This window comes from Massilia pinisoli, from assembly GCF_024753285.1.
Lineage (GTDB): Bacteria > Pseudomonadota > Gammaproteobacteria > Burkholderiales > Burkholderiaceae_D > Telluria > Telluria pinisoli.
On sequence record NZ_JANUGW010000001.1, the window covers coordinates 162251 to 175779 of the forward strand.

A 13529-nucleotide genomic window follows, 5' to 3' on the forward strand; every position below is an offset into this window, starting at 1 on the left:
TGGAACAAGGCGCCCACGATAGGGCCGTGCCCTGAAAATTGTCGTAAATGGTGGGCGGGGCGGTGTAAACGCCGCGTAAACGTGGTGATTTTTATGCCGCTTTTACGGGCGATCGCTTACCATCCACGCATGCAGAGTTCCGACATCCCGAATCCATCCGGTTTTGCCCAGGCGGGCCATGGCGTACTGGCCGTGCTCGGCGCCGGTCCGGCCGACGAGGCCGCGGTGGCCGCGGCCGCGCGGCTCGCGACGCTCACGGGCGGCCCGTGGCACGCGGTGCTCGTCGAGAACGCGCAGACGCGCCGGCGCGGCGAGGCCGCGCGCCTCTGCACGCTCGAACTGCTGCGCCGCGCGCACGCGCAAGGTGCCGTGACCGCGGTGCTGGAAGGGCATGATGCGGCGGCCGTCGTCGCCGGCTACGCGCGCCGCCACGGCTGCGCGACGGCCGTGGTGGCACGCGACGGAACAACCTCGTGGTGGCGCGCCCCGTTCGCGCAGCGGCTCGCGCAGGCGGCGCCCGGCCTCGATCTCGTCCAGGTGGCGTCATCCGGTGGCGCGCAGCCCGCGGCCGGAGCCGCAGCGGACGCGCATGTGGATGGTGCGCTCGCACCGCACCGCTACCTGGCCGCCGCCGGCGCCAGCCTCGCGACCGCGATCGTCGCGCTGCCGCTGCTCCCGCTGCTGGACGTGGCAAACGTCGCCATGCTGTTCCTGCTGACGGTGGTACTGGTCGCCATCCGCCTCGGGCGCGGTCCCGCCATCGCCGCGACGCTCGTCGGCTTTTGCGCGCTCGTCGCCGCCGCGCCGCGCCGCCAGTACGACGTCAGCGAATTCAAGTACGCCGTCGCGCTGGCGGTGATGCTGGCCGTCGGCTGGATCACGGCGCGGCTGACGTCCGACTTGCGCGAACAGGCGCAGGCCGCGATCGGACGCGAGGCCCGCACCCGCGCGCTGTACGAATTCGCCCGTGCGCTGTCCGTCGCGCTGCAGACGGAGCAGGTGTTCGAGATCACGCGGCGCTTCCTCGCCCGCACCTTCGACGCGCGCGCCGCCATCCTGCTGCCGGACGACAACGGCCGCCTGCGTTGGCCCGACGCCGACGCGGACGCGCAAGACCGGCCGCCCGTGCTGAGCGTGCTGGACATGGCCGCAGCCCAGTGGTCGTTCGATCACGCGGCACCTGCCGGCGCCGGTACGGCCACCTTGCCCAGCAATCCGTATCTGTACCTGCCGCTGCTGGCGCCGATGCGGTCGCGCGGCGTGCTCGCCGTGCGCGTGCCGGACGTCGCGGCGCTGCTCGTGCCGGAACGGCGCGAACTGCTGGACGCCTTCGCCGCGCTGGCCGCCATCGCGCTGGAACGCGTGCATTACGTCGACGTGGCGCAGGACGCCGTCGTGCGCATGGAAGGCGAGCGCCTGCGCAATTCGCTGCTGGCTGCGCTGTCGCACGACTTGCGCACGCCATTGACGGGGCTCGTCGGCCTGTCCGAGTCGCTGACGTTGTCGCGGCCACCGCTCGCGGCCGCGCAGCTGGAACTGGCCAACGCGCTGCGCGACGAAGCGCGGCGCATGAGCACCCTCGTCGCGAACCTGCTCGACATGGCGCGCATCCAGAGCGGTGGCGTGAAGCTGAACCTGCAGTGGCAGCTCGTGGAAGAAACGATCGGCAGCGCGCTGCGCATCTGCCGCTGGCAGTTGGGGACGCGCACGGTGGGCACGGACATACCGCGCGGCCTGCCGCTCGTGCGCTTCGACGCCACCTTGCTGGAACGCGTGCTGTGCAACCTGCTGGAAAATGCGGGCAAGTACACGCCGTCGCACGCGCGCGTCACCGTCGTCGCGCGCGCGGCGGACGGCGAACTGCGCGTGGCCGTCTGCGACGACGGTCCCGGCCTGCCGGCGGGCCGCGAGGACGCACTGTTCGAGAAATTCGTGCGCGGCCGCCAGGAATCGTCGATCGCCGGCGTGGGACTGGGCCTCGCCATCTGCCGCGCCATCGTCGAAGCGCACGGCGGCCGCATGCATGCCCGCAACCTGCCGGATGCCGGCGCCTGCTTCGAATTCACGCTGCCGCTGGGCGAGCCGCCGCCGCTGCCGGATGGCGAACCCGATCCGCGCGACACCGATTCCAACGACCTTCCGATCGACCAGCATGAGCAATGAAACCGCCGCACCCGTCGCCCTCATCGTCGAGGACGAGCCGCAGATCCGCCGCTTCGTCCGCATGGCCCTAGAGGGCGAGGGCTGGCAGGTGCACCAGTCCGAAACCCTGAAGCGCGGCCTGATCGACGCCGGCACGCGCACGCCCGACCTGATCATCCTCGACCTCGGCCTGCCGGACGGCGACGGCCTGCAACTGATCCGCGACGTGCGCGGCTGGAGTCCCGTGCCGATCATCGTCCTTTCCGCGCGCATCGACGAGGCGGACAAGATCACGGCGCTCGATGCCGGCGCGGACGATTATCTGACGAAGCCGTTCGGCATCGGCGAGCTGCTCGCGCGCGTGCGCGCGGCGCTGCGGCGCCAGCACAAGGCGGGCGGCGACACGTCCGCGCGGGTCACGTTCGGCAAGGTCGACGTGGACCTGCACCGGCGCACCGTGCAGCGCGACGGCCAGCCCGTGCACCTGACGCCGACCGAATACAAGCTGCTGTCCGTGCTGCTCGCGAACGTGGGCCGCGTCGTCACGGCGCCGCAACTGCTGCGCGAGGTGTGGGGGCCGTCGAACGCGGACAACGGCCACTACGTGCGCATCTACATGGGTCATTTGCGCCAGAAGCTGGAAGACGACCCGGCGCAGCCGAGGCATTTGCTGACGGAGACGGCGGTCGGCTACCGCCTGCAGCCCTGAGCTAGTCCGGCCGCCGCAGCGCGGGGTCGTCCTTCAGCGCGAGCGGCAGCGCCCGCGCCCAGCGGTTGACGGACAGCGAAAACGTCAGCGCCCGCACCTGGTGATACCACCCGGCCGGCACGTACAGCATCTCGCCGGGACTGACCGTGCATTCGACGATGGCGGCCTGGCGTGCGAGTGGATAGCGGTCGTAGTCCGGGCTTTCGGGATCGAACGGGGAGCCGTGCAGCACGGGATTCGCCTCGCGCGTGTACAGGAATTCGTCGTGATGGGGTGGCGCGAGGAAGATCCGTTTCGTGCCCAGCGCCTGCGCGAAGATGTTGTCGTCGTAGTCGCAGTGCAGCGGCGTGACCGTGCCGGCGGGGCCCAGCCAGAAGCGCGGCGGGCCCATCTTGCTGAAATAGCCGGGCCAGTGGCACATGCCGTTCAACGCGGCGATTTCCAGGTTGCCGACGTACGGGGGCAGCGCTTCCGTGCCGGCGGCGACCAGGTCGAGGTAGGCGCGCAACGTCATGTCCTGCATCGCGCGGTCCGGCGCGAACGCCGTGCCGATGTAGTCGCCGACGCGTGCGCGCACGGGCACGTCGCCGAAGCGTTCGCGCAGCACGTCGCGCGTGACGGTGCACAACGGCCAGCGGTCGACGAGACCCGTGACGATGAAGGGGAGTCCTTCGGCCGCACGGGCCTGGAACGCGGCGCGGCCGGGCATCGTCGTGCGGGGCACGGCCAGCAGGGGCGGCAGGTCGCGCGCCGCAGTGCGGATGGCGGCGCGCATCGCGGCGATCGATGTCACGCAGCGCACGCGCGCGGCCTTGTGCGCGCGAGGATCGGGAGAGGAAGTAGGGGGCTGGGTCACCGGCGCGGTCTCGTACGTCGTGCTTGCGGGGTCGGGTCCGCATCATACGGGAAAGCGCGCCGGCGGGGCAAGCGCGCGTCAGGCTGCGACGCGCTCCTTCACGATGCCGCGATACACGAGGAAGGTGGCCACCAGGCTGATCGCACCGGCGCAGGCCATCCAGTAGCCGGGCGCCGCCTTGTCGCCGGTCGCGTCGATCAGCCACGTGGACAGCAGCGGCGTCATGCCGCCGAACAGCGCCGTCGCGAGGCTGTACGCGAGCGAGAATCCGGTCGTGCGCACTTGCACGGGAATGATCTCCGTGAGCGCGACGATGGTGGCGCCGTTGTAGCTGCCGTACAGGAACGACAGCCACAGCTCGATCATCAGCATATTGCCGAAGCTCGGATGGGCGATCAGCCACGACAGCGCGGGGTAGGCCGTCACCGCGGCCAGCGCGGAGCAGACGGCCATCACGGGCCAGCGGCCGATACGGTCCGACACGGCGCCCATCAGCGGCAGCCAGATGAAGTTCGACAGGCCGATGCACAGGGTGACGAGCAGGCTGTCCTCGGTGCTCAGCTTGAGGACGCTCTTGCCGAACGTGGGCGTGTACACGGTGATCAGGTAGAACGCGACCGTCGTCATCACGACCAGCATCGCGCCCACCGTCACGAGGGGCCAGTTCAGCGCGATCGTACGCATCATCTGGCGGAACGTCGGGTGCGACTTCTGTTGCAGGTACGCCTGGGTTTCCTGCAGCGACCGGCGGATATAGAAGACGACGGGGATGATCGAGCAGCCGACGAAGAACGGGATGCGCCAGCCCCAATCGGCGATGACGTCCTTGTGCATGGCGTGATTGAGGCCATAGCCGAGCGCCGCCGAGAAGATCACGGCGACCTGCTGGCTGGCCGATTGCCAGCTGACGTAGAAGCCCTTGTTGCCCGGTGTCGCCATCTCGGACAGGTACACGGAGACGCCGCCCAGTTCCACGCCGGCGGAAAAGCCCTGCAGCAGGCGGCCGATCAGCACGAGCAACGGCGCGAGCAGGCCGATGGTGGCATACCCGGGCACGAACGCGATCAGCGCGGTGCCGGACGCCATGATGCCGAGCGTGAGCACGAGGCCCTTGCGGCGGCCGATGCGGTCGATGTAGCTGCCCAGGAAGATGGCGCCCAGCGGCCGCATGAAGAAGCCGGCGCCGAATGTGGCGAAGGTCATCATCAGCGCCGCGTAGTCGCTCGTCGCCGGAAAGAACGCCCGCGCGATCTGGTTCGCGTAAAAGCCGAACAGGAAGAAATCATACATTTCGATGAAGTTCCCGCTCGTGACGCGGATGACCGTGGCCAGCTTCGACGGCGGGCGCGCCGGCGCGGATGCGGCCGGTGCGGCGGTGTGGGCGTTGGCGGTGGAGTGAATAGTCATGATGACCTCTGCTGATCGTGTTTAATGCGTGGCCGCGACGGGTTCGAGCCCGGTGGCCTCGATGGCGGCGGCGTTGGCGGGCGCCGCCAGGAAGCGCAGCAGCGCGCGCGCGGACTCGGGGTTGCGCGCGCCGCGCACGACGGCGCCGGAGAATTCCGTCTTGAGCTGCACCTCGGCCGGCAGCACGCCGACGACGTCGATCCCCTGCACGGGTTTCAGTTCGCTGCGCTGCTGGCAGCCGAAATCCGCTTCGCCGTGCGCGATGATCTCGCCCACCGGCGTGGCGGGAATCTGCGCCGCCTTGCCTTCCATCTGCTGGCGGATGCCCAGCTTCTCCAGCAGCTGGTGTTTGATGTATTCACCGCTCGCGCTGTCGGAGTACGCGACGCGGTGCGCGTGGAGGAAGGCCTGGCGCAGGCCGTCGACGGTATGGATGTCCGGCATGGGGACGCCGTGCTTGACGGCGCAGGCGATGGGCGAGTTGGCCAGGACGACCTTGCTGCCTGGTTCCAAGCGGCCTTCGTCCATCAGCTTGTCGAGCGCGTCGCCGACCATGATCACGACGTCGATCTGCTCACCGCGCGCGAGGCGGGCCGGGATCGCGTTCTTCGTCGCGCCCATCGACGGGCCCCATTCCGAGACGAGATGGTCGCCACTGGCGCGCTCGTATTGCGGCGAGAGGTCCTTGTAGGCCTGGGCGAACCCGCCGGAGCTGACGACGTGCAGGTCGGCGGCGTGGGCCGCTGCGCTCAGCGCAAATGCGGCGAGGGCGGCGAGCGCCTTGTGCTTCAGAAAGTTTGGTCGCATACGTGCTCCTTTTAGAATTTGTGCATGAGGCCCAGTGTGAGGCCGGTGCCGTGGTGGTCGTTCGCGCGTCCTGCCGTCAGGCCTGCAGCGTCGCCGCGCCATACGGTGTAGTCGGCTTCGGCGTACGCGGTAGTGCGCGGTGCCAGCGCCTTTTCGATGAATAGAAAACCGCGGTCGAAGCCGTCGTCGCGCAACGCGGTCGCTTCGCGCCGCACGCTGTACCAGGCCGCCGTCACGAGCACGTCGCGCCAGATGGGGTGGCTCGCGCCGGCCGACAGTACGCGCTGGTGCACCGACTTGCCCGGTCCCGTGTCGGCCACGTTGTGCGCCGCGTTGGCCTTGAATTGCCACGCGCCGAGGTGCGTCGCTGCGCCCAGCGACCAGGCATCGAGGGGCAGGCCTTCGCGGCTGCGGAACTGCATCGTCGCGCTGGACAGGGCGAAGTCCGGACGCACGTAGGCCAGCGCCACGCCGTGGCTGCTCGACGCGGACGAATCGCCCGCCACTTCGCCCGCCGAATACGCGGCGCGCGCCTGCCACGGGCCGACGGTCGCGGTGTATTTGATCGTGTTGTCGAGGCGGTAGAAATTGTCCGCATAGCCGCTCGGGCCGTACTGGCGGCCGAAAGAGTGGGTGCCGAACGCCGTGTTGCTCAGGCCCGCCACGTTGACGTTCGGGTTGAACGACGCGAAGCGCTTGCCCAGCGGGTCGACGGCGACGAGGGCGTCGGAGATCAGGTTGGCCTGGCGTCCGAAGGCGAGCGTGCCGTACGGCGATTCGAAGCCGGCGTACGCGAGGCGGTCGAACAGGCGGTCGCTCTTGGCTTGCGACCCCGTGTCCGCATTGATGCCGCCTTCGAGGCGGAACATGGCGCGCCAGCCTCCGCCCAGCGATTCGGCGCCCTTGATGCCCCAGCGGCTGGTCTGGTCGATGCCGCTGCCTATCGAGGTGGTGCTCCCCGCCGGCGCGGCGGCATTGTTGGCGGCGAGGCCGTCGGTGGCGCGGACGCCCACGTCGACGATGCCGTACAGGTTGATGCCGGACTGGGCCAGGCAGGTCCCGCTCGTCGCGAGCAGGATGGTGAGGGCGCAGGAATGGCGCACGGTGTCTCCTTGTTGGATGCCTTCTTGTCGAGGCAGTGGTTGAGTGGTCGAATCATGCGCCCGATGGCATAATTTGATAATTGCAATTTTCAAGCGGATTAATGCATCATGCGCATCAATTACGATCTGCACGATTTGCAGGCGTTCGTCGCCGTGGCCGAACGCGCCAGCTTCCGGCAGGCGGCGGACGACCTGTTCCTCTCGCAATCGGCGCTGAGCCGGCGCATCGACAAGCTGGAGGAGGGGCTTGGCGTCAAGCTGTTCGAGCGCACGACGCGGCGCGTGCAGTTGACGAACGTGGGGCAGACGTTCCTCGTCAACGTGCGCACGGCACTCGATGGCCTCGAGGACGCCGTGCTCGGTGTCGCCGACCTGGCCGCGCACCGGACGGGTACGGTCACGCTGGCCTGCGTGCCGTCCGCCGTCTGGCATTTCCTGCCTGCCGTCCTCAAAGACTTCAGCGAGCGCTTCCCGCGCATCCGCGTGCGCGTGCACGACGAGAGCGCGCAGGACGTATTGAACCTCGTGCTCGCGGGCGAGGCGGACTTCGGCATCAACTTCACGGGCGCGGCGGACCCGGAGATCGTGTTCGAGCCGATCTACGTGGAGAGCTATGTGCTGGCGATGCGGCACGATCATCCGCTGGCGGACCGTGAGTCGCTGAGCTGGAAGGACACGGTGGGCGAGCGCTATATCTCCGTCGCGAAGTCGAGCGGCAACCGCAGCGTCATCGACGCGGCGCTGGCCGGCGTCGAAAAGCATCCCGTCATCCTGTGCGAGGTGAACCACGTGTCCGGCGTGCTGGCCCTCGTCGAAGCCGGGATGGGCGTCGCAGCGGTGCCGGGCCTGTCCGTGCTGCCGGGCCGGCCGGACACGATCGTGGGCGTGCCCCTCGTGAACCCGGCGATCCACCGCACCCTTGGCCTGATCAGCAAGCGCAATCACACGATGGCGCCGGCGGCGCGGACGCTGTTCGGCATGTTGCAGGACGCGCTCGTGAAAGTGCAGGAAGACCCGGCGGCCGGCGCTCCGGCGGCCGGCGCGTTGTTTTAATGCAAATCCACTCGCCGCCGCAGGTCGGCTGTAGGACAATCCCAGGTTGATGTTTGACACCGATTTTGGCCCGGTGCTATAGTCGGGCAGCTGTCATGGGAACGTTTCCATGCTTCCCGCGACAGACCAGAACAAGGCGCCGGCCCCGCCAGGACGCCATAACGGAGACAGCATGTACGGAACCCGCAGGTGGCTGCTGTGCGCGTGGTTGTGCGCGTCCGCCGCATCCGCCGCATCCGCCGCATCCCCCGGGCCGACGGCCGAGGTGATTCACTGGTGGACGTCAGGCGGCGAATCGGCCGCCGTGAAGCAGGTGGCGCAGGCCTACCGCGACGCCGGGGGGACGTGGGTCGATACCGCCATCGCCGGCGGCGACCAGTCGCGCGCCGTCACCATCAACCGCATCATCGGCGGCAACCCGCCGACTGCGGCGCAGTTCAACACGTCGAAGCAGTTCCTGGACATCATCGAGGAAGACATGCTGGGCACCGTCGACGACGTGGCCCGGCGCGACCACTGGGACCAGGTGCTGCCGGCGCCCATCGTCGACGTCATCAAGGTGCGCGGCCACTGGTACGCCGTGCCGATGAACCTCCACATGCTGACGTGGATCTGGTATTCGAAGGCCGCGTTCGCGAAGGCCGGCATCGCGCGCGAGCCCGCGAGCATGGACGAGCTGTTCGCGGACCTCGACAAGCTGAAGGCCGCCGGCCTGATCCCGCTCGCGCACGGCGGCCAGGCGTGGCAGGAGAACCTGCTGTTCTCGATGGTCCTGGCTAACCTCGGCGGGCGCGACCTGTACCTGAAAGTCATCCGCGACCGCGACCAGGCGGCCATCCGGTCGGACGCCTTCCGCAAGGTGCTCGTCGCGTTCAAGCGCCTGCAGGCTTATGTCGATCCCGCGTCGCCGGGCCGCAACTGGAACGATGCGACGGCGCTCGTCATTGCCGGCAGGGCCGGCATGCAGATCATGGGCGACTGGGCGAAGGGGGAATTCATCGCCGCGGGCCAGGCGCCAGGACGGCAGTTCGGCTGCCTGCCGGGACTCTCGGCGGACACGCCCTACCTGATCCAGGGCGACGTGTTCGTGTTCCCGAAAACGATTGAGGCGGGCACCTTGCGCGCGCAGAAGCTGCTCGTGGACGTCGTCGCCAAGCCCGCCGTGCAGCGCGCGTTCAACAAGTTGAAAGGCTCGATCCCCGTGCGCCTGGATGCGGACGACAGTGGGTTCGACGCGTGCGCGCGCCAGGGCATGGCGATCCTGCGCGACCCGCGGCGGCCCGTCGGCGTGCCCGAAATCTATCTGTCGCCCGACCAGAACGGCGCGCTGCAGGACGTCCTGACGGCGTTCTGGAACACCGACATGCCCGTCGAGCGGGCGCAGAACAGCATCGCCTCGGCGTTGCGCTACTGACATGGCGCGCCGCTCTCTCTCCCGTGCCACGCCATTCGCCGCGCTGCTGCCGATGGCCATCGTCGCGGCGCTCGGCTACCTCGGCGCCGGCCTGTGGACCTTCTATATTTCGCTGACGGGCTCGCGCACGTTCCCGTCCGGGCACTTCATCGGCTTCGCGCAATACCACCGCCTGTTCGACAACGAGCGCTGGATGCTGTCGCTGCACAACCTGGCCGCGTACGGCGTGCTGTTCGTGCTGGCGAGCCTCGTCATCGGCTTCTTACTCGCCGTGTTCATCGACCAGAACGTGAAAGGCGAGGGCGTGTTCCGCACGATCTTCCTGTATCCGTACGCGATGTCGTTCGTTGCCACGGGCCTCGTGTGGCAATGGCTGCTGACGCCCGGCGACGGCGTCGATGGCGCGTTGCGTTCCCTCGGGTTCACGCACGTGCGCTTCGACTGGATCGTGTCGCAAGATGATGCGATCTACACCGTCGTCGCCGCGACCGTGTGGCAGGCGTCCGGCCTCGTGATGGCGCTGATGCTCGCAGGCTTGCGCGGCATCGATCCGGAAATCTGGAAGGCCGCGCGGCTGGACGGCATCCCCGCCTGGCGCGTGTACGCCCAGATCGTGCTGCCGATGCTGTGGCCGACCATCGCCACCGTCCTGCTGCTGCTCGCGACCGCGGTGGCGAAACTGTATGACGCCGTCGTCGCCATGACGCAGGGCGGGCCGGGCATCGCCAGCGAAGTGCCTGCGAAGTTCATCATGGACCATCTGTTCCTGCGCTCGAACGTGGGCCTCGCCTCGGCCGGCGCGATCGTGCTGCTCGTGCCGGTGCTGGCGCTGCTCGCGCCGTATGCGTATGCCCGCAGCCGCAAGGAGGCCGCATGAACCCCGAGACGACCGCACCGCCGCTGGCCGCGCCGGCACCGTCCGCGCACACGGCGCCCGCGCCTGCGGTGCGCCGCGCGCGCCGGCGCCTCACGCCCGCGCGCATCGGCCTGTACGTCTTCCTGCTCGGCGCCGCGCTGTTCTTCCTGCTCCCGCTCTACGTGATGGTCGTGACGTCGCTGAAGACGATGGACGAGATCCGCCAGGGCGGCATCTTCGCGCTGCCGCACGCTGCGACGCTCGAGCCGTGGCGCCTCGCGTGGAGCGGCGTGTGCACGGGCGCCGCGTGCGACGGCGTGCGCACGGGATTCTGGAATTCCGTCGCCATCACCGTGCCGTCGACGATTCTGCCGATCCTGCTGGGCGCCGTGAACGGCTACGCGCTGTCGTTCTGGCGCCCCCGCGGCGCGAACGTGCTGTTCGCGATCCTGATGGCCGGCGCGTTCGTGCCGGTGCAAGTGATGATCTACCCGCTCGTGCGCGTACTGGCGCTGGCCGGCATCTTCGGCAGCCTCCCGGCAATCGTCCTCGTGCACCTCGTCTTCGGCATGCCTGTGATGACGCTGCTCTTCCGGAATTACTACTGCGGCGTGCCGCACGAGCTGTTCCACGCGGCGCGCATCGATGGCGGCGGCTTCTGGCGCATCTTCCTGCAGGTGATGCTGCCGATGTCGCTGCCCGTCGTCGTCGTTGCCGCCATCATGCAGGTGACCGGCGTGTGGAACGACTACATCCTCGGCCTCGTGTTCGCGGGACGCGACCACATGCCGATGATGGTCCAGCTGAACAATGTGATCAACACGACGACGGGCACCCGGCAGTACAACGTGAACATGGCGGCGACGATCCTCACGGGGCTCGTGCCGCTGGCGCTGTACTTCGTCTCGGGCCGCTGGTTCGTGCGCGGCATCGCCGCGGGTGCCGTGAAAGGATAAGGGATGGCCAACGTCTCGCTGCGCAAACTGAACATCGTCCTGGGCGGCAAGCCCATCATCCGCGACCTCGACCTCGCCGTCGAACCGGGCGAATTCCTCGTGCTGCTGGGGCCTTCCGGTTGCGGCAAGTCGACCCTGCTGCACAGCATCGCGGGCCTCGTCGACGCGGATTCCGGCGCCATCGAGATCGGCGGCCGCGACATGACGGATGCGGACCCCAGCGAGCGCGGAATCGGCATGGTGTTCCAGTCGTACGCGCTGTATCCGACGATGACGGTGGAAGACAATATGTCGTTCGGCCTGCGCATCGCGGGCACGCCGAAGGCCGAGATACGCCGCCGCGTCGACCGCGCCGCCGCGATGCTGCAGCTGGATGTCCTGTTGCGCCGCAAGCCCGCGCAATTGTCCGGCGGGCAGCGCCAGCGCGTCGCGATCGGGCGCGCGCTCGTGCGCGAGGCGCAGGTCTTCCTGTTCGACGAACCGCTGTCGAACCTGGACGCCAAGCTGCGCGCCGAACTGCGGCGCGAACTGAAGGTGCTGCACCGGACGTTGGGCTCGACGATGATCTATGTGACCCATGATCAGGTGGAAGCGATGACGCTCGCGAGCCGCATCGTCGTCATGGAAAAAGGGGAGGTCCGGCAAATCGGGACGCCGCTCGACGTCTACGAGCGTCCCGCGAACCGCTTCGTCGCCGGTTTCCTCGGCGCGCCGGCGATGGCCTTCGTCGACGGCACGCTCGATGGCGCCGGACGTTTTACGGGCGACGGCATCGAGCTCGCGCCCGCCTGCGCGACGGCGGGCGCGGCACGGGCGGCCGTGCTGGGCGTCAGGCCCGAACACGTGACGCTCTGCGCCGATGGCCCCATGGCGGGGGAGGTGACCCTGGTCGAACCGATGGGCAATCACCATGTCGTTTGGCTGCGCTGCGGCGGCGCAACGCTCGCGTCGCTTGTGCACGACGCGTGCCGCCATGCGCCGGGCGACCGCGTGGACTTCGCCATCGATGCGGCGCGGGTATCGCTGTTCGATGCGCAGACGGGAAATCGACTGTGACGGCGCGGATGCAGTATCCTTCGGGTGCGCCGCGTCGGCGGCCCGTGAATCATCAGCATTGAGGAAGAGTTTGTGGCGACTATCAAGGACGTAGCGAAGCTGGCCGGCGTGGGCCTCGGCACCGCGTCGCGCGTGGTGAGCGGGAAGGGATCGGTGTCGCCGGCGACGCTGGCCCGCGTGAAGAAGGCGATCGACGAACTGGGCTTCCGGCCGTCGCATGCGGCACGCGCGCTGCTGTCCGGCACAAGCCGCATGGTCGGCGTGTACATCCCCGTGCTGAGCGGGACGTTTTATACGCCCATCCTGCAGATCATCGACACGGAGCTGCGCACCGCCGGCGTCCACATGGTGCTCGCGTTCGGCGTGGGCCTCGGCGACGAGCGTCGCCAGGCCGTCGAGGGCATCGAATTCCTCGTGGAGCGCGGGTGCGACGGTCTCGTCGTGATGACGAGCGCGCTGCAGGAAGACGATGTCGCCGCGCTGGGCGCGAAGGCAGGGCAGCTCGTCGCGTTGAACCACAGCTTCGATTCGATGCCGGACCAGTGCTTCACCGTCGACCACACGCTGGGCGGCCGCCTCGCCGCGCGTGCGCTGCTGGACCACAAGCACCGCAAGATCGCCGTCGTCGAAGGCCCGCGCCAGCTCGAGGACAACCGCGCCCGTATCGCCGGCTTCATGAGCGAGCTGCGCGACAACGGCATCGACCCGGACAAGGTGTGGCGCCTGGAGAGCGACTTTTCGCCGGCGGGCGGTTGGGCCGCCGCGAAGCAGCTGGTCGATTCCGGCTATCCGTGCACGGCGCTGTTCTGCGCGAACGACGAGATGGCCGTGGGCGCGCTGTCATACTTCCAGGAGGCCGGCATCCGCGTGCCGCACGACCTGTCCGTGCTGGGCTATGACGACACGCCGAGCGCCGAATTCTCCGCACCCCGCCTGACCTCCGTGCACATGCCATGGCGCGAGATGACGCAGAACGGCATCAACGCCTTGCTCAACCTGTGCTACGACTTGCGCCGACCCGTCACACGCGAATTCCCCGTCAGCCTTACGCAACGGGCGTCGCTGGCCGCAGCGCCCGGCGGGAGGCGCAAGGCCGCCTGATACAGCACCGGCACCCCGGGGCGCGCGACTCCATGCGCGCCTTTTTTCGGTGCCGTCATGGAAAGCTTT

The 13529-nt window shown here is 68.7% G+C and carries 12 protein-coding genes; 8 read left to right on the forward strand and 4 right to left on the reverse strand.

Going from position 1 to position 13529, the window contains the following annotated elements; translation table 11 throughout:
- Positions 1-129 precede the first annotated feature (129 nt).
- Both NX784_RS00670 and kdpE read left to right on the forward strand, forming a co-directional pair.
- Positions 130-2163 carry an ATP-binding protein gene (locus tag NX784_RS00670; RefSeq protein ID WP_258814747.1) on the forward strand — a complete coding sequence of 678 codons (2034 nt, stop codon included), beginning with the start codon at positions 130-132 and terminating at the stop codon, positions 2161-2163.
- A complete protein-coding gene (gene kdpE / locus NX784_RS00675) occupies positions 2153-2851 on the forward strand; it encodes a two-component system response regulator KdpE (RefSeq protein ID WP_258814748.1) in 699 nt (232 codons plus the stop codon). The genes NX784_RS00670 and kdpE overlap by 11 nt, the downstream gene beginning before the upstream one ends.
- Before the next feature lies 1 nt (position 2852).
- On the opposite strand, the gene NX784_RS00680 is transcribed toward kdpE, so the two are convergent.
- The 4 genes from NX784_RS00680 to NX784_RS00695 form a co-directional block, all read right to left on the reverse strand.
- Positions 2853-3707, reverse strand: coding sequence for a cupin-like domain-containing protein (locus tag NX784_RS00680; protein ID WP_258814749.1), 855 nt, complete (start codon positions 3705-3707; stop codon positions 2853-2855).
- Positions 3708-3785: 78 nt separating this feature from the next.
- On the reverse strand, positions 3786-5114 hold the full coding sequence (locus tag NX784_RS00685; protein ID WP_258814750.1) for an MFS transporter: 1329 nt from the start codon (positions 5112-5114) through the stop codon (positions 3786-3788).
- A gap of 21 nt (positions 5115-5135) precedes the next feature.
- Positions 5136-5921, reverse strand: coding sequence for a substrate-binding domain-containing protein (locus NX784_RS00690; protein WP_258814751.1), 786 nt, complete (start codon positions 5919-5921; stop codon positions 5136-5138).
- An 11-nt stretch (positions 5922-5932) separates the two neighbouring features.
- Positions 5933-7024 (reverse strand): porin, encoded by a 1092-nt coding sequence (locus tag NX784_RS00695; protein WP_258814752.1) that lies wholly within the window; start codon positions 7022-7024, stop codon positions 5933-5935.
- Between the two features lie 108 nt (positions 7025-7132).
- On the opposite strand from NX784_RS00695, the gene NX784_RS00700 reads away from it, so the two are divergent.
- The 6 genes from NX784_RS00700 to NX784_RS00725 all read left to right on the forward strand — a co-directional run bounded on the left by NX784_RS00700 (position 7133) and on the right by NX784_RS00725 (position 13460).
- Positions 7133-8077, forward strand: coding sequence for a LysR family transcriptional regulator (locus tag NX784_RS00700; RefSeq protein WP_307735675.1), 945 nt, complete (start codon positions 7133-7135; stop codon positions 8075-8077).
- A 172-nt stretch (positions 8078-8249) separates the two neighbouring features.
- Positions 8250-9491: an ABC transporter substrate-binding protein gene (locus tag NX784_RS00705; protein ID WP_258814754.1), complete on the forward strand. Its 1242-nt coding sequence runs from the start codon at positions 8250-8252 to the stop codon at positions 9489-9491.
- A 1-nt stretch (position 9492) separates the two neighbouring features.
- A complete protein-coding gene (locus NX784_RS00710; protein ID WP_258814755.1) occupies positions 9493-10368 on the forward strand; it encodes a carbohydrate ABC transporter permease in 876 nt (291 codons plus the stop codon).
- Positions 10365-11303: a carbohydrate ABC transporter permease gene (locus tag NX784_RS00715; protein ID WP_258814756.1), complete on the forward strand. Its 939-nt coding sequence runs from the start codon at positions 10365-10367 to the stop codon at positions 11301-11303. The genes NX784_RS00710 and NX784_RS00715 overlap by 4 nt, the downstream gene beginning before the upstream one ends.
- Before the next feature lie 3 nt (positions 11304-11306).
- A complete protein-coding gene (locus NX784_RS00720; protein ID WP_258814757.1) occupies positions 11307-12359 on the forward strand; it encodes an ABC transporter ATP-binding protein in 1053 nt (350 codons plus the stop codon).
- Between the two features lie 72 nt (positions 12360-12431).
- The gene (locus NX784_RS00725; protein ID WP_258814758.1) at positions 12432-13460 is read left to right on the forward strand and encodes a LacI family DNA-binding transcriptional regulator; all 1029 of its coding nucleotides are present in this window, start codon (positions 12432-12434) and stop codon (positions 13458-13460) included.
- Positions 13461-13529 lie beyond the last annotated feature (69 nt).

Excerpts from the sequence above, each read along its gene's own strand:
- NX784_RS00670 (WP_258814747.1), top strand. The coding sequence starts at position 130 with ATGCAGAGTTCCGACATCCCGAATCCATCCGGTTTTGCCCAGGCGGGC.
- kdpE (WP_258814748.1), top strand. The coding sequence starts at position 2,153 with ATGAGCAATGAAACCGCCGCACCCGTCGCCCTCATCGTCGAGGACGAG.
- NX784_RS00685 (WP_258814750.1), bottom strand. The coding sequence starts at position 5,114 with ATGACTATTCACTCCACCGCCAACGCCCACACCGCCGCACCGGCCGCA.
- NX784_RS00690 (WP_258814751.1), bottom strand. The coding sequence starts at position 5,921 with ATGCGACCAAACTTTCTGAAGCACAAGGCGCTCGCCGCCCTCGCCGCA.
- NX784_RS00700 (WP_307735675.1), top strand. The coding sequence starts at position 7,133 with ATGCGCATCAATTACGATCTGCACGATTTGCAGGCGTTCGTCGCCGTG.
- NX784_RS00705 (WP_258814754.1), top strand. The coding sequence starts at position 8,250 with ATGTACGGAACCCGCAGGTGGCTGCTGTGCGCGTGGTTGTGCGCGTCC.
- NX784_RS00710 (WP_258814755.1), top strand. The coding sequence starts at position 9,493 with ATGGCGCGCCGCTCTCTCTCCCGTGCCACGCCATTCGCCGCGCTGCTG.
- NX784_RS00715 (WP_258814756.1), top strand. The coding sequence starts at position 10,365 with ATGAACCCCGAGACGACCGCACCGCCGCTGGCCGCGCCGGCACCGTCC.
- NX784_RS00720 (WP_258814757.1), top strand. The coding sequence starts at position 11,307 with ATGGCCAACGTCTCGCTGCGCAAACTGAACATCGTCCTGGGCGGCAAG.